Origin of the sequence: Corynebacterium sp. MSK122 (genome assembly GCF_030229435.2) — a bacterium.
In the GTDB taxonomy this organism is placed as follows: Bacteria; Actinomycetota; Actinomycetes; order Mycobacteriales; family Mycobacteriaceae; genus Corynebacterium; species Corynebacterium marquesiae.
In genome coordinates this window covers 28,129-48,266 of record NZ_JASPHV020000001.1, presented here as the reverse complement: position 1 = coordinate 48,266, position 20,138 = coordinate 28,129, and the positions used below count along the sequence as shown (strand labels likewise).

16 protein-coding genes and 1 pseudogene are annotated in these 20,138 nt (G+C 57.3%); 6 read left to right on the top strand and 11 right to left on the bottom strand.

Going from position 1 to position 20,138, the window contains the following annotated elements:
* Positions 1-277 precede the first annotated feature (277 nt).
* From QP934_RS00215 to QP934_RS00205, 3 genes are all read left to right on the top strand, one after another.
* Positions 278-1,702, top strand: coding sequence for an MFS transporter (locus tag QP934_RS00215; protein ID WP_340419259.1), 1,425 nt, complete (start codon positions 278-280; stop codon positions 1,700-1,702).
* A 9-nt stretch (positions 1,703-1,711) separates the two neighbouring features.
* Positions 1,712-2,653, top strand: a complete 942-nt coding sequence (locus QP934_RS00210) for a nucleoside hydrolase (protein WP_340419258.1) — start codon at positions 1,712-1,714, stop codon at positions 2,651-2,653.
* Positions 2,654-2,845: 192 nt separating this feature from the next.
* Positions 2,846-3,355: a gluconokinase gene (locus tag QP934_RS00205; RefSeq protein WP_340419257.1), complete on the top strand. Its 510-nt coding sequence runs from the start codon at positions 2,846-2,848 to the stop codon at positions 3,353-3,355.
* On the opposite strand, the gene QP934_RS00200 is transcribed toward QP934_RS00205, so the two are convergent.
* The 6 genes from QP934_RS00200 to QP934_RS00175 form a co-directional block, all read right to left on the bottom strand.
* Positions 3,352-4,746, bottom strand: coding sequence for a GntP family permease (locus QP934_RS00200; protein ID WP_419126469.1), 1,395 nt, complete (start codon positions 4,744-4,746; stop codon positions 3,352-3,354). The two genes, QP934_RS00205 and QP934_RS00200, sit on opposite strands and share 4 nt — an antisense overlap.
* Before the next feature lie 174 nt (positions 4,747-4,920).
* Complete coding sequence (locus tag QP934_RS00195; protein ID WP_419126468.1) at positions 4,921-5,538, bottom strand: reprolysin-like metallopeptidase; 618 nt, start codon at positions 5,536-5,538, stop codon at positions 4,921-4,923.
* A 175-nt stretch (positions 5,539-5,713) separates the two neighbouring features.
* A complete protein-coding gene (locus QP934_RS00190; protein WP_419126467.1) occupies positions 5,714-6,835 on the bottom strand; it encodes an ABC transporter ATP-binding protein in 1,122 nt (373 codons plus the stop codon).
* A 46-nt stretch (positions 6,836-6,881) separates the two neighbouring features.
* The gene (locus tag QP934_RS00185; RefSeq protein ID WP_419126466.1) at positions 6,882-8,204 is read right to left on the bottom strand and encodes an ABC transporter substrate-binding protein; all 1,323 of its coding nucleotides are present in this window, start codon (positions 8,202-8,204) and stop codon (positions 6,882-6,884) included.
* An 81-nt stretch (positions 8,205-8,285) separates the two neighbouring features.
* Entirely contained in the window at positions 8,286-9,131 is an 846-nt protein-coding gene (locus QP934_RS00180) for a carbohydrate ABC transporter permease (protein ID WP_419126566.1), read from the bottom strand.
* A 27-nt stretch (positions 9,132-9,158) separates the two neighbouring features.
* Positions 9,159-10,139 (bottom strand): carbohydrate ABC transporter permease, encoded by a 981-nt coding sequence (locus QP934_RS00175; protein ID WP_419126465.1) that lies wholly within the window; start codon positions 10,137-10,139, stop codon positions 9,159-9,161.
* A 258-nt stretch (positions 10,140-10,397) separates the two neighbouring features.
* Here QP934_RS00175 and QP934_RS00170 point away from each other — a divergent pair, with 258 nt between their 5' ends.
* From QP934_RS00170 to QP934_RS00160, 3 genes and pseudogenes are all read left to right on the top strand, one after another.
* On the top strand, positions 10,398-11,615 hold the full coding sequence (locus QP934_RS00170) for an amidohydrolase (RefSeq protein WP_419126464.1): 1,218 nt from the start codon (positions 10,398-10,400) through the stop codon (positions 11,613-11,615).
* 516 nt (positions 11,616-12,131) lie between these two features.
* Positions 12,132-13,442: a threonine/serine exporter family protein gene (locus QP934_RS00165; RefSeq protein WP_337888265.1), complete on the top strand. Its 1,311-nt coding sequence runs from the start codon at positions 12,132-12,134 to the stop codon at positions 13,440-13,442.
* Positions 13,443-13,764: 322 nt separating this feature from the next.
* Positions 13,765-15,083 (top strand): annotated as a pseudogene (locus tag QP934_RS00160) (MFS transporter).
* A gap of 257 nt (positions 15,084-15,340) precedes the next feature.
* Here the strand turns inward: QP934_RS00160 and QP934_RS00155 are convergent.
* The 5 genes from QP934_RS00155 to QP934_RS00135 all read right to left on the bottom strand — a co-directional run bounded on the left by QP934_RS00155 (position 15,341) and on the right by QP934_RS00135 (position 20,111).
* Positions 15,341-15,631 carry a YrhK family protein gene (locus QP934_RS00155; RefSeq protein ID WP_234288124.1) on the bottom strand — a complete coding sequence of 97 codons (291 nt, stop codon included), beginning with the start codon at positions 15,629-15,631 and terminating at the stop codon, positions 15,341-15,343.
* A 57-nt stretch (positions 15,632-15,688) separates the two neighbouring features.
* Positions 15,689-17,008, bottom strand: a complete 1,320-nt coding sequence (locus QP934_RS00150; RefSeq protein ID WP_419126463.1) for an amino acid permease — start codon at positions 17,006-17,008, stop codon at positions 15,689-15,691.
* A gap of 161 nt (positions 17,009-17,169) precedes the next feature.
* Positions 17,170-17,406 carry a glycine betaine ABC transporter substrate-binding protein gene (locus QP934_RS00145; RefSeq protein ID WP_340419248.1) on the bottom strand — a complete coding sequence of 79 codons (237 nt, stop codon included), beginning with the start codon at positions 17,404-17,406 and terminating at the stop codon, positions 17,170-17,172.
* Positions 17,407-17,480: 74 nt separating this feature from the next.
* Positions 17,481-18,872 (bottom strand): hypothetical protein, encoded by a 1,392-nt coding sequence (locus QP934_RS00140; protein ID WP_419126462.1) that lies wholly within the window; start codon positions 18,870-18,872, stop codon positions 17,481-17,483.
* A 501-nt stretch (positions 18,873-19,373) separates the two neighbouring features.
* A complete protein-coding gene (locus QP934_RS00135; protein ID WP_340419246.1) occupies positions 19,374-20,111 on the bottom strand; it encodes a sulfite exporter TauE/SafE family protein in 738 nt (245 codons plus the stop codon).
* Positions 20,112-20,138 lie beyond the last annotated feature (27 nt).

Here is a 20,138-nt window from a genome sequence, read left to right as displayed (position 1 = left end):
CGGCGTCCTTTGCTGCTGACGATGTAGTAGAAGGATGCAGATGTTACTACCGTACATCAGGGGAACGTTCTAGCAGCAAAGGCTGGAAATGCGTGGGTTATGTGCCAAACAGTAACGGTGACCAGAGGCCTTATCCCCTTTACGTTGGGCTAGACGCATGCCATCTGGCGAACACAGCGGGTCCCCTTGAAAGCTGCAGAAGCTGCAGTGCAACACCAAGGAATTGAGCCAAGCTTTCCACTATCGAGCGCAGGATTCATCAACTACGTTTAAAACCATGACTTCCACCGCCTCTGAGCCTCCAAAGCTCCAGCCCAGCTCCTATATCCCGTTGATGTTCGCACTGCTCACGGCAGTGTTTGCCTTCCAGCTCAATGCGTCGATGCTCTCGCCCGCCCTGGCGACGATGGAAGACGAGCTAGGCGCTACCACCGCACAGATCGGCTTGACGCAAACTGCGTTCTTTACGGCCGCGGCACTATTCTCACTATTCCTGCCGCGCTGGGGCGACCTTATCGGACGCAGGAAGGTCCTCGTCGGCATGATGGGCGTTGCTGCGCTGGGCTGTGTGGTTTCGGCTATTGCGCCGAACGTCGCCGTGTTGCTTATCGGCCGCATCATTCAGGGCGTGGCCGGACCTACGGTTCCGCTGTGCCTGATTATGCTGCGCCAGCAAGTGCTCAATGAACAGCAGTATGCCTTGCTGCTGGGAATTGTCACTTCCGTCAATGGTGGCATCGCTGGCGTGGACGCCCTAGCTGGCGGCTGGCTGGCGGGCAACTTTGGCTACCGCTCGGTCTTTTGGACCATGGCAGTACTATGCACCATCGCAGTAGTAGCGGTGCAGGTATTTACCAAGGAGTCCACGGCCACCGAAACCCCGCGCATGGACTGGGCGGGCGTTGTGCCCCTTGCCGTGGCGCTGGGCTGCGTTCTCACCGCATTCAACGAGGCCGGCAAGCTTGCCGAGGCCAATTGGTTCCTCGTCATCATCCTTCTCCTCATTGGCGCCGCCGGCTTCTGGGCTTTCTGGAATGTGGAGAAGAAGGTCGCCGATCCGCTCGTACCGGTGGCTTACCTGAAGCAGCGCCGCACGTGGGCACTGCTTTCTACCACGTTGCTTACCATGACCGGCGTCTTTGCAGTAATGAACGGCCTCATTCCAAACCTCGGCCAGGACCCAGACGCCGGTGCCGGCATTTCCGCCAGCACCATTTCCTGGGTCACCCTTACTCCGTACGCCCTCGCCGGCCTAGTCTTCGGCCCCATTGCCGGCTGGATGGCCTCCAAGCTGGGATATAAGTACGTCCTGCAAACCGGCCTCATCGGCACCGTCGTCGGCCTGATTATTTCTATCTTCGTGGTGGGCGTTCCGAACGCGTGGACCCTGCTCTTCGTCTCCATTTTCTTGGGCGTGACCTACGCCGGCATTGCCAATATCATGCTCAATGGCCTGGGAATTGTGCTTTCGCCAGCCGATAACCAGGGCTATCTTCCCGGCATGAACGCCGGCGCCTTCAACCTAGGCGCGGGCCTGTCCTTCGCGGTGCTCTTCGCAGTTTCTGGCTCCTTCGAGCATGGCTATCGCGCGGGCATGATCGCCGGTGTCATCATCCTGCTTGCGGCCCTGGCCTTGTCCTTCCTCATTCCGCGCCCGGAGTCCATCGATGACACCGTGGCGGCCGTCAACGCCCGAAAGTAGGCTCGTGGCATGACGCGAAAAATTATTCTGGACTGCGATCCCGGCCACGATGATGCGGTGGCCCTGCTCCTAGCCATGGGCAACCCCAACATCGAGCTGCTGGGCATTACCACCGTGGGCGGCAACCAGACCTTGGATAAGGTCTCCCACAATGCCCTGGTGGTCAAGGAAATCGCTGGTCACCCTGAGATTCCGGTTTATGCCGGCTGCGATCGCCCCCTCGTGCGCCCCGTTGAGGTCGCCGAGGCGATCCACGGCTCCACCGGCATGGACGTGGAAGGCGTCCAACTTCCGGACCCAAGCACCGCGCTTGCCGACGCCCACGCCATCGACTTCATCATCGACACCATCATGTCCCACGAGCCCGGCACCATCACGCTGGTGCCCACCGGCCCGCTTACCAATATCGCGATGGCAGCGCGCAAGGAGCCGCGCATCGTCGAGCGCGTTAAGGAAGTAGTCCTCATGGGTGGTGGCTACCACGAGGGCAATTGGTCCCCAGTCGCCGAATTCAATATCAAGATCGATCCTGAGGCCGCCCACATCGTCTTTGAAGAGCCTTGGCCCGTCACAATGGTGGGCCTCGATCTCACCCACCAGGCGCTTGCCACCCCGGAGGTCGAAGCCGAAATCAAGGCTCTGGGTACCCCAGTCTCAGAATTCGTCGTCGGTCTCTTCGGTTTCTTCCGCAAGGCCTACCAGGCCAACCAGGGCTTTGATAACCCACCCGTCCATGACCCGTGCACCATCGCTTACCTCATCGATCCGAATATAGTTCGGACCCGCAAGGCTCCCGTTCACGTCGAGCTCGCCGGCGCCCTTACCACCGGCATGACCGTCACCGATCTGCGCGAGCCTGCCGACGCCTCCTGCCACACCCAAGTCGCCACCACCCTCGACCATGCTGGTTTCTGGCGCTTGGTTACCGACGCCCTCAAAAACCTCGGCTAGGTCACCTTCGGCCCCGCGAGCCATCCAACTTTCAGCCACGTTATAGTCCTTGAACTATCAGTTTGAGGCAATAACGTGGCTGTTTTGTATCTTGAGAAAAATATTGGCCTCGGCACTAGATGCGGTTACTTAACCTGAGTTCGAGGGCTCTGCCTAAACTTGAAAGGAACACAATCAACCCAAGGAGCCACCATGAACCAGCACTGTTTTCGCCACATCGTAGTGATGGGAGTATCCGGCTCGGGCAAGACAACGGTGGGGGAGGCGCTGTCGCCGTTGGTAGGTCTGGAGTACCGTGATGGCGATGATATGCACCCCAAGGCCAATATCGACAAGATGGCTGCGGGGACACCGCTCAATGATGCGGACCGGGAGCCGTGGTTGAAGCAGATTGGTCAGTGGCTGGCGGATAGGCCAGAAGGCGCGATGGTGGGCTGCAGCGCGCTGAAGCGCAAGTACCGGGATCTGATTCGCGAGTACTGCCCAGCCGTGGTGTTCGTTCACGTGCACGGCGACTTTGATGTGCTGCATGAGCGGATGCAGCACCGGCCGGGGCACTTTATGCCGGCGTCGCTCTTGCAGTCGCAGTTCGATACCTTGGAGCCGCTGGAAGAAGACGAAACTGGCCGCGTCTTTGATGTGACGCGGCCAGCCGAGGAGATTGCACAAGAGGCTGCTGCTTGGATTAAGGTCGGGGCCTAAAAGAGCGCTGCTACTCCGTAGAGCACCAAGACCAGGGCAAAGCCGATGACGGAGATCAGAATTTGGTTGACCGTCCAGGTCTTCAGCGTGGTGACCGTATCCATGCCCATCAGGCGGCCGACGAGCCAGAAGCCGGAGTCGTTGACGTGAGAGCCGAAGACGGAACCGGCGGCGGTGGCCACGACGATAAGGGCGAGCTGTAGCTCATTGAATCCGCCGGCTTCCACGGCGGGAACCATGAGGGCGGCGGCCGTGGTTAGCGCCACGGTGGCCGAACCTTGGGCTAGGCGCAGTGCCACGGCAATGAGGTAGCAGGCAAGGATGACGGGGATGCCAAGGCCGGAAAGCGAATCGGCCAGGGCGTCGCCAATGCCGGAGGTACGCAGAACGCCACCGAACATGCCGCCGGCACCGGTGATGAGCACGACGGAACAGATGGGGCCAAGCGAGGAATCGACGAGCTTTTCCAGTGCAGTCTTTTCTACGCCGCGGCGCAGGCCCAGGACCACGAGTGCAATGAGCACGGTGATGAGCAGCGCTATCGGGGTCTGGCCCAGCATGACAAAGAACCGCACCCACGCGGCGTCGGCATCGATGGTGCCATAGGACGCCAGGGCATTGAGGCCGGTGTTGAAGAAGATGAGCACCATCGGGATGAGCAGGAGGGAAATCACCGTTGGGGCAGAGGCCGGCTTGAGGGGTTGCTCTTCTTCCGAAAGCACCGGGCCGGCGATGGCATCAGTAACCTTCAGCGGGAGTTTCTTGCCGGAAAGCAGGCCGAAGCGGTAGCCGGAGATATACCAGGTAGGAAGCGCAAGTAGCAGGCCAACGAGGAGGACGAGGCCGAGGTCGGCACCGTAGAACTCGCTCGCCGCGACGGGGCCCGGGTGCGGCGGCAGGTAGACGTGCATGACGGAAAACGCGCCGGCGGCGGGCAATCCAAAGGCAAGCACGGGGCCGTCTAGGCGGCGAGCAACGGCGAAGATAACCGGAAGCATCACAATCAGACCGGCGTCGAAGAAAATGGGAAAGCCCATAATTAGCGAAGCCAGGCCCAGCGCAAGAGGTGCTTTGGCTTCGCCGAAGCGGTGAACCATGGCGTCGGCAAGCGATTTGGCGCCACCGGAAGCCTCCACGAGCCGGCCAATCATGGCGCCTAGACCCACCAGCAGGGCCACCGAGCCTAGGGTGGAGCTAAAGCTCTCGGTCATGGTGGGCACGATGCCCTCGAGCGGAATGCCTGCGGCTAGCGCTGTAAGCGCCGACACCACCAGCAGTGTGAGAAAAGCGTGGAGCTTGAAATAGATAACCAGCACCAGAATTAAGGCGATGGCTGCAACCGCAATGCCTAGCAGCGGGCCGGTCGACAGGGTGGGGTCCCACGTATCCATAAAGCAGGGTCCTTTTCTATTGCAAACCTTTGAATAACGGCAACGTTAGCAGCAGCCCTGCTTGCCGACGCCCCCCTTCTCCCAAATGCGACCAACCCGACACCTTTGGTGGGGCTGGGAATACAAAAATTCCCTAGGCGCCGGTACGGGAACCTAGGGGAAGTGAAGGACGTTTTAGTCGAATTGGCCCTGGACGACTGCCGCCGCATCCAGCGGGGTCACGTGGTAGGAAATGGGGTTCTGGTTAGCACCGGCCATCAGGGCGCCGGCACAGGAGTGGCCTGCACCCATCATGTGGCCCAGCTCGTGGGCAATGGTGCCCTGCAATGCCTCTGGGTACATTGCGTTAGCCATCTTGATAAAGACCATCTTGTGATCCGGGTAAGCCGACCCCTGCACGTGGCCGTTTGGCTCCGGCTTGTAGATGATAGCGACAGTGTCATCGTCAGCTTCGGAAGGCTTAACTTCCTTCAGGGAAGCCTTGCCATTGAGGGCCTTGTTCCACTCGTCAACCGCGGCGTCCAACTGCTTGCGGTAGGGGAAGTCTCCGACCACCTTGTACTCCAGCACGCCGTCTTGGAAGTACGGCTTCACGGAGTCCTCATCGTGGAGGATGGAAGGATCTGGCACAGGCTTGCCATCGTTGGCCAGCTTGGTGATGGTATTACAGGTGCCTGGAGAGGTGACGGAACGAACTGGGTCGCTCTTGGCACTTGCGGCAGGTGCGGCAATGGTGCCAAGGATTGCGGCAGCAGCCACAGAGGTGGCAGATAGCTTCTTGAGGGAAGGCATGGGTAGATAGTTACCTTTCAGTTGATTTTAAGGTTCTCGGTGTGCAATTTTGTCAACAATGACCGCGCTTAGAGGCATTGTGTAAGCATCTTATGTGAGCGAGCATATATCAGGTTCTTATTGTTCGCAAAGGGAAAAATAAGAATTAAAGGAACTAACTTCCTTTTTATCGTTTTTAGTTCAGGCGTTCACCGGTGGTGGTGCTAAACAGATGCACTCGTTCTGGGTCCGGGGAAACATAGAAAGAATCGCCCACCGCATAGCGGCTGCGGGCATTTACAAGGATTCCTGTCTGCCCGCCCATGCGGGTTGAGGATTTGAGCACGCCATCCGCGGAGCTCTTTCCTGCGGCGTCGTTAAGATCGCCATAAACGTAGGTTTGATTGCCTAGCTCCTCGATGTGGACGATTGTGAACTTCGCTCCGCCACTGCCGGTATCGCTTAGCTGCCAGTCTTCCGGGCGGATGCCCACGGTAACGGTCTCAACGCCCTCAAAGTTGTAGTTGACCAGATTAATGCGGGTAGAACCGATGGTGAGCTCAGAGGAGTTATGAGTCAGATCGTAGATATTCATCGCTGGGGAACCAATGAATCCGGCGACAAAAACGTTCTGTGGGCGGTCATAGATGGTACGGGTGGTATCCACCTGCTGTAGGACGCCGGCATTAAGGACAGCGACGCGGTCACCCATGGTCATCGCCTCGGTCTGGTCGTGGGTGACATATACGGTGGTGGTACCAAGGCGGCGCTGCAGGTTAGAGATCTGCGCGCGGGTGGAAACGCGCAGCTTGGCATCCAGGTTGGACAGCGGCTCGTCCATGCAGAATACGGCTGGCTCGCGGACGATGGCGCGGCCCATGGCCACGCGCTGGCGCTGGCCACCGGAAAGTTTAGCCGGCTTGCGGTCCAACAGGTCTTCCATCTGCAGGATCTTCGCGGCCTCGTGCACGCGGGATTTAATCTCGTTCTTCGGGACCTTGCGGTTTTCCAGCGCGAAGGACATATTCTGCGCTACGGACATATTGGGGTAGAGGGCATAGTTCTGAAAGACCATGGCCACGTCGCGGTCCGATGGGCTTACCCCGGTGACGTCCTTACCACCGATGCGGATGGAGCCGCGGTCGGTGGGCTCAAGACCTGCCAGCATGCGCAGGCTGGTGGACTTGCCGCAGCCGGATGGGCCAACGAGGACCAAGAATTCGCCATCGGCAATATCCAGGTTGAGGCGGTCAACGGCGGGGCGTTCCGCGTCCTTAGAGTAGATGCGGCTTGCGCCATCGAAGGTGACAGTAGCCATGGTTACCTTTCAGAAACTAGTGGGGAAGGGGAGTGGCTGCGAGAGCCTATTTATTGATGACGGTCTTGACCTGGTTGTCATAGATGGACTGCAGGGTCTTTTGCAGATCGGTCAGCACCTTGGTGACGTCATCGCGGTTGGTGACGATCTTTTCAAAGGCGCCGCCGATTTCCTGGTCCGCGCCGGGCAGGAAGACGCGGGCATTGTCCTGCGGGCGGGTCTCAGGCAGCTGCTTGATAGCGGTTTCGAAGTTCGGGTTATCCTTCCTGAACTTTTTCTGGTCCTCGTTGTCCACCGCGGTGGAGCGCACCGGCATGTAGCCGACGTTCTGGGACCAGTAGCAGGTGTTTTCCTCATTGGTGATGAAGTCAATGAGCTTGATAGCAGCCAGCTGGCGGTTCTTGCTGATGCCAGCCGGGATGGCCAGGCCGGCACCACCGGTGGGGCAGGCGCCGTCGCCAGTCGGGTTAGGCAAGAAGGCGGTGCCGAGCTCGAACTTGGCGGTATCGGTCAGACCCGCCAGGTCACCAGTGGACAGCACAGTGGCGGCGGCGCGACCGGTGCCGAACTCCATGGCCATGTCATTGCCCACGTAGGAGTAGCCCTTCTTCTCATCGGTGACGTCCTTGAGCCACTCGACGGCCTTGATGGTCTTATCATCGGTGAATTTCAGGTCCCACTCATCGGAGTAAGCGCCGCCCTTGGACCACAGCGGGCCCTGGAAGATCCAGCCCAGGTAATCCACGGCATCGCCCCATCCGAAAGGCTTCATCGTGGAATCAGCCTCAGCCAGCTTCTTGGACCACTCATCCATCTCATCCCAGGACTTCGGGCCGCGGTCCGGCAGACCGGCCTTCTTCCACGCGTCCTTGTTGTAGTAGAACAACGGCGTGGAACGAGCGAAAGGAAGCGCAAAGTGGCCGCCGTCGTAGTTGTAGTCCTCATAAAGGGGCTGCACGTAGGTAGACAGGTCGATGCCTGCTTCCTTGGCAAGGTCGTCCACGTTGGCAATCTGGCCATTGATGGCAAAGTTGTACCACCAGACATCAGACAGCACCACGATGTCCGGCAGATCCTGGCCGGTGAGCGCAGCGTTGAACTTCTGCGCTGCTTCTTCGTAGTTCTTGCCGGCATCAACGAGGTTGACCTTGATGTCCGGGTTCTCCTTTTCAAAGCGGGAGATGATCTCCTTCTCAATGTCCTTGGAGGTGCCCGGGTGGTTGGACCACCAGGTCAGCTCGGTGACTTCACCGTCACCGCCCTTGTCGTTGCCACCCTGCGGATTGGTGGACGAGGTGCCGGCACAAGCAGCGAGTGCGGTGGCAGAAGCGGCCGTAGAGGCCAGGGCGAGGAATTTGCGGCGTAGCATGTAGTTCTCCTTAAAAAGCGTGGTTAAGGGGTGGAAAATAAAGCAAGCGGAAACGGCGAGCGTGGGTGGGGAAGAAGCCTTCTAACCCTTCACGGCGCCAGTGGTGAGGCCTTGAATCATGTACTTTTGCAAGGCCAGGAAGATGATGACCATTGGGATGATGGTGAGAATGGTGGCGGCCATTACCGGGCCCCAGTTGGTCACGCCATCGTTGTTTTGCAGCATGGTCAAACCCACCTGCAGCGGGGCAACGTCCTCTGTATCCGCCATGAGGAAGGGCCACAGGTAGGTATTCCATTCATTGACCATGGTGATGACGGAAAATGCGGTCAGCGTGGGCCATGAGACCGGTAGTAACACCTTGGTGAGCAGGCGGATAGGGCCGGCGCCGTCCATGCGGGCGGCTTCCACCAGCTCATAGGGCAGGGACAAAAAGTGGTTGCGCATCAAGAAGGTACCGAAAGCCACGCCAGCCAGCGGCACGATGATGCCCACGAAGGTATTGCGCCAGCCCAAGGAATTGGCCAGGGCGTAGTTGGAAATGACGGTGATTTCGCTTGGCACCATGAGCGAGGAAATGACCAGCAGGAATACCAAGTGGCGGCCCGGGAAGCGCAGGATGGCCAGCGCATAGGCGGAGATGACGCCCAGCACAATCTTGATGATGGACAGCACTGCGGTAATGAGCACCGAGTTGCGCAGGTAGGTCCAGAACGGCACACGGGTGGTGGCATCGGAGTAGTTCTCGGTTTCCCACACCGGCGGAAGCCAATTGACCGGGTCGGTATAAATATCGCCCTTGGCCTTAAACGAGGTCATCAGGATCCAAAACAGCGGCAGGCCAATGAGGAGTAGGACCGCCAGGATGCCCAGGTAGCCACCGGCGATTTTGGCGCGGCGGGCGGTGGGGGATTCATCCGTGACCATGTGAAGGGTAGAAGTAGCCATGTTGGGTTAACCTCGCTTATCCATGATGCGGACCTGGATCAGGGTGATGATGAGCAGGATGAGGAACAAGATGGTGGCGGCAGTCGCACCGTAGCCGGCGCGGAAGTTGACGAAGGTCTCGTTGTAGATCTGGAAGACCAGCGTCTGCGTGCCATTGCCCTGCGGGCCGCCACGGGTCATGACGTTGATGATGTCGAAGACCTGCACGGAGTTGAGCAGCACCGTAATGGATAGGAAGAAGGTGGTATTGCGCAGCTGCGGCATGGTCACGCGCCAGAACTTGCGCCAGCGTCCGGTGCCGTCGATAGCGGCAGCTTCATCTAATTCCTTATCCAGGCCCTGTAGTGCTGCCAAATAGATGACAAAGGTATAGCCCAGGTTCTTCCACACAAAGGTAAAGGTCACCATGAACATGGCCCAGCCCGGTACTGCGTAGAAGTTGGGGGAGTCCACACCGAACCAGCCCAGTATTTCCTGGATGAGGCCAAAGTTGGGGTCGAAGACGAATTGGAAGGCAATGCCAATGGCCGCGCCGGAGATGGCATAAGGGGCAAAGACCACCGAGCGCGCAAAGTTGCGGCCCTTAATGCTTTGGTTCAGCAGCAAGGCCAGCGCTAGGCCGATGACCATGGAGCCAATCACTGCGAAGAAGGTAAAGACCAGGGTGTTGAGCACGATGGTCTTCGTGTCATCGCGGCTAAACCACTCCACATAGTTATCCAAGCCCACGAAGGTGGAGGTGGGGCTGGAGATATTCCAATTGAAAAAGGAGAGGCGGATATTGTCCAGCAGCGGCCGGTAGGTAAAAACGGCCAGCAAGATAAGGTTCGGCGCTAAGAGCGCTGCGGCCAGTAACCATTCCTTGTGGCGGTTGCGCTTGGCCTTGCGGACAAGTGCCGCGGAATCACCGGAGTTTTCCGCGCGTGCGGGAGATGCGGTTGTAGTGCCGGCGACACCGGCACCGAGAGAGTCTTCCTGAAAAGTCACTCGGTCAATCTAGGGCGGGCAGGTGACGCCCAGCTACACAGAAAACAAACATCTGATGAATAATAAGAAGCCGATGAGTTAAAGGTGGACACGTCATCAAAGATTCTATAAAGTCGCAGCGCAACCCCCTATGGCGCCGGTCGCTCCGCTGCCCAACTATGTCTGCCGTTACAAAGATGTCCCGCTTGCCGGCGCCACCTTCCTGCCGCCCCACTACACTGGCTCCATAGTCCACCACGTGCCCACCAGGAGGAAGCAATGTCTGTCCGTACCATTTGCAGCAACTATGACTCCGTCAAAGCCTGGCAGGAGCCGCTCTATAAGGATCTGCACCGGCACCCGGAGCTATCCATGCGGGAAGAGCGCACGCTGGGCATCATCAAGGACAAGCTTTCTGACCTTGGCTTTCACCAAATTGAAGTAGGCGGCGGCGTGGTCGGTGTCTTAGAAAACGGTGCTGGGCCTACCGTCATGCTGCGCGCGGATTTCGATGGCCTGCCGGTTAAGGAGGATACCGGTCTGGATTACGCCTCCACCGATACCGCCGTTGACCAGGAAGGAAACACGGTCCCCGTCATGCACGCCTGCGGCCACGATTCCCATGTCGCCAGCCTGCTGGGCATGGGCGCGCTCATGGCACAGGCCACCGACCAGTGGTCCGGCACCCTACAACTCATTTTCCAACCGGGTGAGGAGATCGCCGCCGGTGCCCAATCCATGGTGGATGACGGACTTGTGGACAAGGTCGCCGCGCCGGATGTAGTACTTGGCCAACACGTCTTTGCCAGCAACTTTCCCGCCGGTACGGTGGCGCTGGCCTCCGGCCCATTCATGTCCACCGCGGTCAGTATGGACGTTAAGATTTATGGTCAAGGTTCGCACGGCTCCATGCCGCACCTCAGCGTCGATCCCGTTGTACTTGCTAGCTCCATTGTCATGCGTTTACAGACGGTCATCTCCCGCGAACTCAACCCCTCCGAATTCGGCGTGCTGACCGTGGGTGCCATCAATGCTGGCTCGAAAGCAAATATCATCCCCTTCGAGGCCAACCTGAAGATCAATGTGCGCGCCTATAGCGAGCAGGTGCGCGATAAAATCACCGGCGCCATCGAGCGCATCGTCACTGCCGAGTGCCGGGCCGCCGGCAGTCCGCACCCCGCTGAGTTCAGCTACCACGATTCCTACCCGCTTACCAGCAATGATAAGGGCACCACGGAGCGCCTTCAGGAAGCCTTCACGTCCCACTTCGGACCCGACCGTGTTCTCGACGCTGAGCCCCTCACCGCCTCGGAGGATTTTTCCACCATTGCCCGCGCCTTCGGCGTTCCCTACTGTTTCTGGGTATTTTCCGGCCGAGAAGAAGAAAAGGATGTCCCCAACCACAGCCCTCACTTCGCCCCGTTGCTCCAGCCCACTCTGCGCACCGGCACCGAAGCCCTTACCGCTGCTGCGTTGAGCTACCTGGGAAACGGCTAACCGCAAAGCTGCATTTGACCCCACAGCTCCAATGGGGTGTGCGGCCATTCCTTTTGGCATGCGCGCTGTATGCGACGGCGGGGTGGGGGAGTAGTCCGCAGGATCCATAACCGCGAATCTGGGCCCTGTATCGCTTTCCGACGCCCACTTCTTCCTCCACGCCCCAACCTGCAGACCCCTAAAACAGCTCCAACGCCCGGGCCTCGCTTGGGGCCACAGGGCGCTGGAACTGGTTCTCTCTATCTCTCTTGCGTTCTCTCGAACACTAAATTCAAGATAACGCGCTAGGCTGCCATGGGTCTGAAATTTGTCTGTGAATATAGTGGCAATCATTTGGTGGAGAGTAAAAATGGCTCAATCAGCTTACGAGTATAAAGGTGGAGGCCTTTGGATTGCTGAACATGATTCACAAGAGGCTTCTTTTGCGTAAGATTCTAGGAATGCTACAAGTGCGCTATCGGGTTGGGGTCGACAAGTCTTTAATTGTGCGCCGAGAGCAATGTTAGAGGAGGAGATATGGCACAACAATTTGATCCAGAGATGCATCGGCAAATGGGTGTCGAGGCGGACGTTGTATTGCGGGTGGGAATGCTCCTAATGGGTGCCGGCACCTCTGGTTATCGCGTACTTAGAGGGATGAAACGGAGTGCGCGAGCTTTGGGCTTTGACCATCTAGATGCCACAGTGGGTCTGACGCAGATTACCTGTACGTTTCACCGCGGCGAATACTTCCGGACGGTCATTGCTCGACAACATTCGCCTGCAGTTGATGCCTCTCGGATTGAAGCCTTGGAAGATTTAACCCGCAATCGCCTCTACGCAGGGATCACTGCTCAGGAGTTAGCGGCGATGTTGGATACTATTGAGCATAATGTCAAAAAGCGCTGGGGCGGTCTAATCCTTTCTTTCGCCGCCGCGATCGCATGTGCGGCGTTTGCGTATCTTAATTTTTTCCCGCTGGAAGCAGTGGGGTTGGTTGCTTTGGCGGCGTTTGCAGGCCAGTTTGTTCGTTATACAGTTCTCCACCGTCACGTTCATCAAATTGGAGGAGTGATTGCTGGTGGAGCGACGGCAAGCATTGTTTTCTTTTTGTTGACGGAGATTTTCGGAGCTTTAGGTTCGGTGGAGCCTAGTGAATTGTCCTCGGGCTTTGTAGCAGCTGTTCTATTCTTGATTCCTGGGTTTCCACTTTTCTCTGCTTTGATCGACATAGCCCGCTTTGATCTTGATGCGGGTATTGTCAGGTTGGGGTATGCGTTTACCGTTATATTTACGGCCGCCTTCACGGTCTCAATGGTTAGCTGGCTGACTAAACTTAGCCCTGACCCACCTGCACCTGCACAGGATATGCAATGGTTTCTGTTGGCGCCGCTGGCAAGTTTTCTAGGCATTGCTGGGTTTGCTTTTCTTTTTAACTCTTCGCGCCGCATGGTCTTAGTAGCGGCGTGTGTTGGAACCGTGGCAAATGAGCTTCGTTTGATTCTAATTCACGCGGGAACAACCATTTTCTTTGCAGCCTTTGTTGGGGGAATGCTTATCGGGTTGCTGGGGGCAGTAGCTTCTAAAAGGGCGCGTCTTCCTCGTATTACAACCACCGTTCCGGCCGCGGTGATTATGATCCCAGGGGTGACAATGTTCCGGGCAGTGTTTTATTTGAACGATGGTCAGATGGATCAAGCATTGGCCAATGTAGCAACTGGAATGATGGTGGTTGGATCTATTGGTGCCGGTTTGGTCTTTTCTCGCCTGCTTACTGATAAGGATTGGGCGCTGGGCCGTCTCATTGATTTTGATAAAAAGCTTCCGCAAAGGCCTTCTTCCGCGTGATGCTTAGACTCTTGTTAGAGAGTCCTGTTGCCCTGTGGAAACTGCAGGGGGTCTCTATCTCTCATATGTGCTCTCTCAAACGCGCGAAATCAGTATGCGGCACTGGGCCGTAGCGCCCATGAGGTCTAGCTGTTGGGTTGCTGTTAGTAGTTGGGAATGGGGTGGGGAGGGCGTCGGAAAGCGGGGCAGAGATAGAGCTGTGCAACATTGGAACATGAAAGTGACGTAGAACATAGTTCGTTTCTGTAGGTTGGAAGATATGCGCGCAGTCTGGCTGCGCCGTTTTACATGCTTGTAGAGCTACAGAATTGAGGTGAGGAGCATGTCTCCTCTCACAGCACAACCCCCAGCCAAGAACGCCGTGCCGGCACAGGTGGAAGATACAGAAGTTACGAAACGCCAACATCGCTCGGCCATCAAGGCGGCGTTTATCGGCACCTTCATCGAGTGGTTCGACTACGCGGCCTATATCTATATGTCCGCGATTATCTCCCGCGTGTTCTTTCCGGAGATGGAAGGCCGCCGCGCGCTGATTATGACGTTTGCGCTCTTCGCACTGTCATTCCTGGTGCGGCCGTTGGGGGCATTGTATGGGGTCACTTTGGCGATAAATACGGGCGCATCCACACGCTGACGGTGTCTATTGTGATGATGTCGGTGGCTACCGCGTGCATCGGATTCCTGCCGGGGTATGCCACCATCGGCTTTGCCGCCTCCATCTTGCTATTGCTGTGCCGCATGGTGCAGGGATTTTCCGCAGCCGGAGAGTATGCGGGCGCGGCCACGCACCTAGCTGAGATTGCCCCGGCCGGCAAGCGTGGCATCTATTCGGCGGTAGTACCGTCCGCGACGGCCTCGGGTTTGCTCTTGGGCTCGCTCATTGCGGCACTGCTGACTGGAGTCCTCGATGATGCCGCCTTGGATTCCTGGGGTTGGCGCGTACCATTCCTCATTGCGCTGCCTTTAGGGATGTACGGCCTGTGGATTCGCCGCAACACGGAAGAGTCCTCCCACTTTGAGGATCAAGATGAGCCGGAGGAAGCCCCGCTGCGTGAGGTCCTCAAGTATCCCAAGGCCCTGGCCATTGCGTTTGCGGGCGCGGTGCTCAACGCCATTGGCTTCTACGTCATTTTGACCTACCTGCCCACTTACCTGTCGGAGGAGTTGGGCATGGCCGCGACGCCGGCGTTTATTGCGTCCTCGGTGGCGTCCGCATTCTATGTGGGCTTTGCTTTGCTTACCGGCATGCTTTCGGATCGTCTTGGCCGCCGTACAACGATGCTGTGCGCGGCCGCGTTCATGGGTGTGACCATCATTCCGGCCTTTATGCTTCTCGATGGCGCCGGGCTCCTCCTCGTCATTATCATCCAGGTGTGCTTGGGTGGCGTGCTGGCGCTTAACGACGGCGTCCTGCCCTCCTTCCTTTCCGAACAATTCCCCACGCACGTGCGCCTGTCCGGCTTCACGCTGACGTTTAATACGGCCAATGCTGTCTTTGGCGGTACCGCTCCCATGATTGCCACCTGGCTTATTGATGTCACAGGCCTGCAGCTTGCTCCCGCCTTCTATTTGGTAGCTGCGGCGCTGGTGACCGGAACTGCGGTGCTATTCGCTTCGAAACACAATAAGCTGCACCAGTAGCGCTTCGGCACAAGGTAAAACGCCTGCGGCCCTCGGAACCAAAAGGAACCGAGGGCCGCAGGCGTCTCTCTCTACAAGGTGTTTCCATGTATCGGCTTAAGCCGCCCTCTGGAAACTGAGGGGTTCTCTCTATCTCTCTCGTATGCGCTCTCTCAAACGCATGATTTAAGTATGGGGCATGGGGCTGCTACCACAATGGATTGTGCCTGATAAGTCCCTGCTAGTTGCTGAAAGTTTACTGCTAGCCCATCTGCGGCTTAATAGTCATAACTTTCGGCAGTGTTTGCATCTGCGCCAATGCGTTGCAGGTGTGTGCGTCGCTTTAAGCGGATAGCCGGGCGGGCTGCCATGCCGAGGCTGCCCAGAAGGTAGAAGACGGTAGCGACCATCGACAAGCCGGCAAGTGTTAGCACCGAGCCGAGGATAAAAACCACGGAGATGGCGATGTCATTGGCGATGGAAAACGTCTCGTATTTGTTTTTAATTTTGATTTCGTTGTTCTGCCCGAGCTTAATCTTTAGGTCGGGGTCCTTTTCCTGTTCTGACATGATGCCTCCCACCTTGCCAGACAGGAAAAGTCCTTGTCGAGCCACGTTTTTGTGGGATTATTGGAACATTCCCCAGATGGTGGCAAAGAGCACGATTAAGCCCATAACTGCCACAAAGTAGTTGGTCTTTTTACCGCGGAAGCGGGCTAGTGCCTCCACGCGGTAGATGACCCAAATAGGCAGCAGGTAGGTCATGAAGGCGAAGAAGACGCCGCCTACGACAGAAATCATGTCCAGGATTGAGGGGTTGAAAATTCCTACTAGAGACGTGGTGATGAAGATGAAGAGGTAGGTCCACAGGTCAAGTGTGCGCGCAGACATCTTCTTTGTGGCTTTCGGGGCGGCCAGGTTGAAGAGGTACTGGGTACCCTCGATGGTGCCAAGGGCGTGGCCGAAATAGGACGAAGCCACTGCGCAAATAACCACGACGGGCGCCATGTAGGCCATAAATGGGGTGCCGGTTTCGTTAGCGAAGTAGGAAAGTACCGGCAGGTTCTTGTCATTTGCCTCTTGCATGCCGTCTGCACCCATGGCCAGAGCGCAGGACCAGACAAAGAACATAGTGAAGATGGTCAGCAGGATGGCGGAGTTGCGGATAACCTTATCGGACTGTGCGTGGTGGTCCGCGCCATATTCCTTTTCCATGCCCAGCGAGAACTGGGAGATCGCAGCAACGAAGGAAAAGGAGAAAACCAATACGGGAAGGATAAGGATGATGGCCTTGATAACGCCGCCAGCGGTGTGATCGCCGGCCTCCATGAAGGAACCGAGGTCCCATTGCGGAATGAGGTAGAGCGATACCGCTGCGAGCGCCACGATGAGCGGGTAGACCACGAACTGGGCAATCTTCAGCATGATGGCATTGCCAAAGGCCAGCGCGAGTGTCATGAGGCCCACGCACAGCGGCGCCAGGATGTAGCGGGAGATTTCCGGGCCACCCAGCTGGTTGACGATGAAGCTATCGACCGTATTCGTAATTGATACGCCGTAGATAAGTACCACCGGGAAGATGGTGAACCAGTAGATGATTGCCAGGATGATGCCATTGCCGCGGCCGAAGAAGTGGGTGAGTACCGCGAGGACGTCCTCGCCATGCAGCGGCGAGTAGCTAATGATCCAGGAGAAGGCGCGGTGGGCTAAGTAGGTCATCGGGAAGATGAGCAGAGTGGCTACCAGTAGCGGGATGAAGCCGAAGCTGCCGGCAGAAATCGGCAAGAAGAGGATACCTGCGCCCACGGCAGTGCCGAAGAGTGTGATTGTCCACTGGCTATTGACGGCCTTATTGGTGGTCACCTGGCTGCTGTTGGGGGTGTCTGCGCCGCCGGTAGCGGGTGAACTCGCCGGTGAAGCAGGCGCATTCGCAGTCGTGTGAGACATAGAATTCATCCTTCAGTACTTGTGAATGAGCTAACATAAACAATCTATCTGAAGGTGTTAGCGAACGAAAGCAAATTTGTGATCTAAGTTAAATAAATGTTAAAGGCCGCCGCACCGTGGGTGGTGCAGCGGCCTTTGGGAATCTTGTTAAGGTGCCGCAGCTAGTCCGCGATCAGGTTTTCTTCCTGCAAGAAATCGAGAGACGCGGTGGTGTAGTCCTCGCCATCGACGTCGACGCGGGCATTGAGTTCCTGTATCTTTTCGTCGTTAAGCAACTGCGAAAGGGGAGCGAAGAGCTCTTCAATCTCTGGGTGCTCGTCCAAGACCTCGGTGGGAACATCTGAAGCGGAGTGGTGACGCGTATGGGTAGGCGAGGGTAAGAAAGAAGGCCGCCGCACCGTTTGATGGTGCAGCGGCCTTCTGGATGAGACTGGCTAGGAAACTATGTTCCTAGGCTAGAAGTAGGGTGTTCTTAGAACAGGCCCTCGTTCTTCTTGCCAAAGTCATTCAGGGTGTGCTCGCGGGAGTCAACGTTCTGGTCGTTGTGCTTGGAGTCATCACCCTTGATGCGGGAAGTCTGGGTTACCTCGATGTTGTTGATGAGGCGGCCTTCCTTGGTCTTGCCATCGCCGAAGTCCAGGTTGGCGATGCGGGCCTCTTCGCCAGCGTTAATCGGGTTAGCCAGGGTTACCTCGAAGGAGCGGGTGGAGGTCTTCTCGTTGAAGCCCAGGTCACGGATGTGAGCGCCGTTGGAGGAACGCGGGGTGATGAGGCGGTCAACGCCCTTCGGCCCCTTAGCGGTCTTCACGTCCACGCGGAACTGGGTAGCTGGGAATTCGCCGTAGTAACGCTCGGAGCCAACGTTCTTAGCGCGCAGAGCAACGGTGCCTGCGAAGCCAGCGTGCTTAGCGCCGGAAACGGTCAGGTAAGGCTCGAGGTCGAGTTTGTGCTTGGAGTCCTTCTTGTCCTCCTTGGCGTCAACCTCTTCCTGCTTCTTCTTGTCAGCAGCCTCTTCGTTCTTGCCCTCTGCTTCAGATACCTTCTCGGTTGCTTCCTTGGCGTTACCCTCGGACTCCTTGACTACCTCTGCGTCAGCCTCGAGGTTCTTGTCCTCTTCAACGACCTTCGGGTCATTGACGTCGGTGGTGTTCTGAGCGTCCTTGTTGGGAGCGTAGGAGTCAGACAGCTTGTCGTACAGCTTGACGCGAACCTCGTTCTTTACCGGCTGCATTGCGTTCCAAGCAGTCGGGGTGGACCAGGTGCCGTTTGGCTTGCAGTACTGCTGGGTACCAGTCATGTTCAGCACGCGGAAGCCGTAGGTAGCCTCGCCGGTGTGGTTTGGCGGAACGTCGTAAGGTCCGATGGACTGGCCAGCATCCCAGGACAGGGAGTAGGAAGCGCTAGCGCCAATCTTGGTGGCGATTTCGTGAGAGATGCCTGCGGAGCCCTCTGCACCCTTGCCGGAGCCCTTGCCGCCCAAGTTCATGGATGTGGTCTCAGTGCGGTCACCGTTGACGGAAACGGAGATGGACTGAGACTTGGACAGATCCTGCTGCAGCGGGATGTCCTTCTTAGTCTGGTTGGTGGTGGAGATGGTGCCGGCCGGCAGGAAGCGATCGGAGACCTTGTAGACCACGGTGCGGTGGTCCTCCCACGGGTTACATACCGGGCGAGGGTTGAGGATATTCGCCTTCATGTGGTCGGAACCGTGGGTGGTGTGGATGATTGGCAGATCCGGGTTTAGAGCTGGGGTCTCCGGGTATGACTCGGTCTGGGTAGCTGCGCCAGCCAGCGGTGCCGCGAATGCGGTGCCGGCGACGATGAGGCCGGCGGTCAGGCCGGTCATGCGACGACGAATCGACATATAGAACTTCTCCTAGGCAGGTAGAAAATGAATGAACTTATGAATGAAATCCAGCAACTCTCAATGTTGCGCTGAGAAAACGCTAAAACAGGCTCAGGATTAAATCACCTCTTAGATGTCTATATATTTGCAGATATGGAGGGTGGGTGTTCTTTATATAGACCAAGCTGTTTATTGGGGTTTGTTCCCGCTAAGTGGCTGGTAGTGCGTGAAGAAATATTGATGGATAGTTGTCTATACAATGATGTTCCGGTGTGAATTCAGTAGCCCCCATATAGGGGTGTTTAGATAGTCGCTGAAGGCGGTTCGGGGGCCTGTTAAAAAGTTGTGGACATGTCACAATATGCGCCGTACGCTGCATTTAGACGGGTGGTAAGGGGTTATAAAATACCTGGCCGTGAATGTTACGTGCCATAAGTTGTGGGTGTTTACATGACAGAGGTTAGCGTGTTTCGCAACTGGAATCTGCCGGGGTCTTCCGTTGAGGGGTGGGGTGCGGGGCTAGGATAGGGCCGATTCGACAATCAGCACGAGCGCCGCGGAGATGGCCACGATGATGACGATGCAGTTGAGGAGGTGCCTATCTATAAAACGGTTGAGGTAGCTGGCGGCAATGAGCCCAACGACGACTAGGGGAAAATAGGCTGCCGCAGCGGCCATCTGAGTGCTGGTGATCTGCCCATTGAACGCCAGAATAATAAGAGAAATTAAGGTTCCGACGACAAAGGTGCCCGCTAAGGTGCCGCGTGTGCGGTTGGGGTCAAAGCGCTTCATGATCAGCGCCATGGGCGGGCCGCCGATCGAGGTCGAGGTGCCCAGGATGCCGGAGGCTACGCCAGCGACGAGCGTATTGGCGGTGGTGGGGCGAGGGCTCCATCCCAAGCCGGATAGCGTCATAGCAAGGAGTACGGTACAACCGATAAAGATGGACAGCCCATCAGGAGAGAGGCTGGCAATTGCCCAAGCGCCCACTAGGGAACCGGGAATGCGGGCGAGGGAGGAAATGCCCACAACGCGCCAGGACGTCTCGCGGTAGGTGCGCGCGAGCGTATAACTGGAAATGCACAGCGCGAGCAGCAGAATGAGCGTGGGCACGAGCTCAGGACGAATGAGCGCGATTATGGGCGTGGCAATGGTGCCTAAGCCAAAACCGATGGTGCCTTGAGTAATGGTGCCAGCGAGGATGAGGACGCCGATGAAGATAGAGGACCATGCGTCTACAGAGATTCCCAGAAACATAACGAGGGCTAAGTGTATCTGGGCCCA

Coding starts and splice junctions, on each gene's coding strand:
- QP934_RS00205 (WP_340419257.1), top strand. CDS start 2,846: ATGAACCAGCACTGTTTTCGCCACATCGTAGTGATGGGAGTATCCGGC.
- QP934_RS00140 (WP_419126462.1), bottom strand. CDS start 18,872: ATGTCGATTCGTCGTCGCATGACCGGCCTGACCGCCGGCCTCATCGTC.
- QP934_RS00170 (WP_419126464.1), top strand. CDS start 10,398: ATGTCTGTCCGTACCATTTGCAGCAACTATGACTCCGTCAAAGCCTGG.
- QP934_RS00165 (WP_337888265.1), top strand. CDS start 12,132: ATGGCACAACAATTTGATCCAGAGATGCATCGGCAAATGGGTGTCGAG.
- QP934_RS00185 (WP_419126466.1), bottom strand. CDS start 8,204: ATGCTACGCCGCAAATTCCTCGCCCTGGCCTCTACGGCCGCTTCTGCC.
- QP934_RS00180 (WP_419126566.1), bottom strand. CDS start 9,131: ATGGTCACGGATGAATCCCCCACCGCCCGCCGCGCCAAAATCGCCGGT.
- QP934_RS00200 (WP_419126469.1), bottom strand. CDS start 4,746: ATGGATACGTGGGACCCCACCCTGTCGACCGGCCCGCTGCTAGGCATT.
- QP934_RS00190 (WP_419126467.1), bottom strand. CDS start 6,835: ATGGCTACTGTCACCTTCGATGGCGCAAGCCGCATCTACTCTAAGGAC.
- QP934_RS00150 (WP_419126463.1), bottom strand. CDS start 17,008: ATGTCTCACACGACTGCGAATGCGCCTGCTTCACCGGCGAGTTCACCC.
- QP934_RS00195 (WP_419126468.1), bottom strand. CDS start 5,538: ATGCCTTCCCTCAAGAAGCTATCTGCCACCTCTGTGGCTGCTGCCGCA.
- QP934_RS00210 (WP_340419258.1), top strand. CDS start 1,712: ATGACGCGAAAAATTATTCTGGACTGCGATCCCGGCCACGATGATGCG.
- QP934_RS00215 (WP_340419259.1), top strand. CDS start 278: ATGACTTCCACCGCCTCTGAGCCTCCAAAGCTCCAGCCCAGCTCCTAT.
- QP934_RS00135 (WP_340419246.1), bottom strand. CDS start 20,111: ATGTTTCTGGGAATCTCTGTAGACGCATGGTCCTCTATCTTCATCGGC.
- QP934_RS00155 (WP_234288124.1), bottom strand. CDS start 15,631: ATGTCAGAACAGGAAAAGGACCCCGACCTAAAGATTAAGCTCGGGCAG.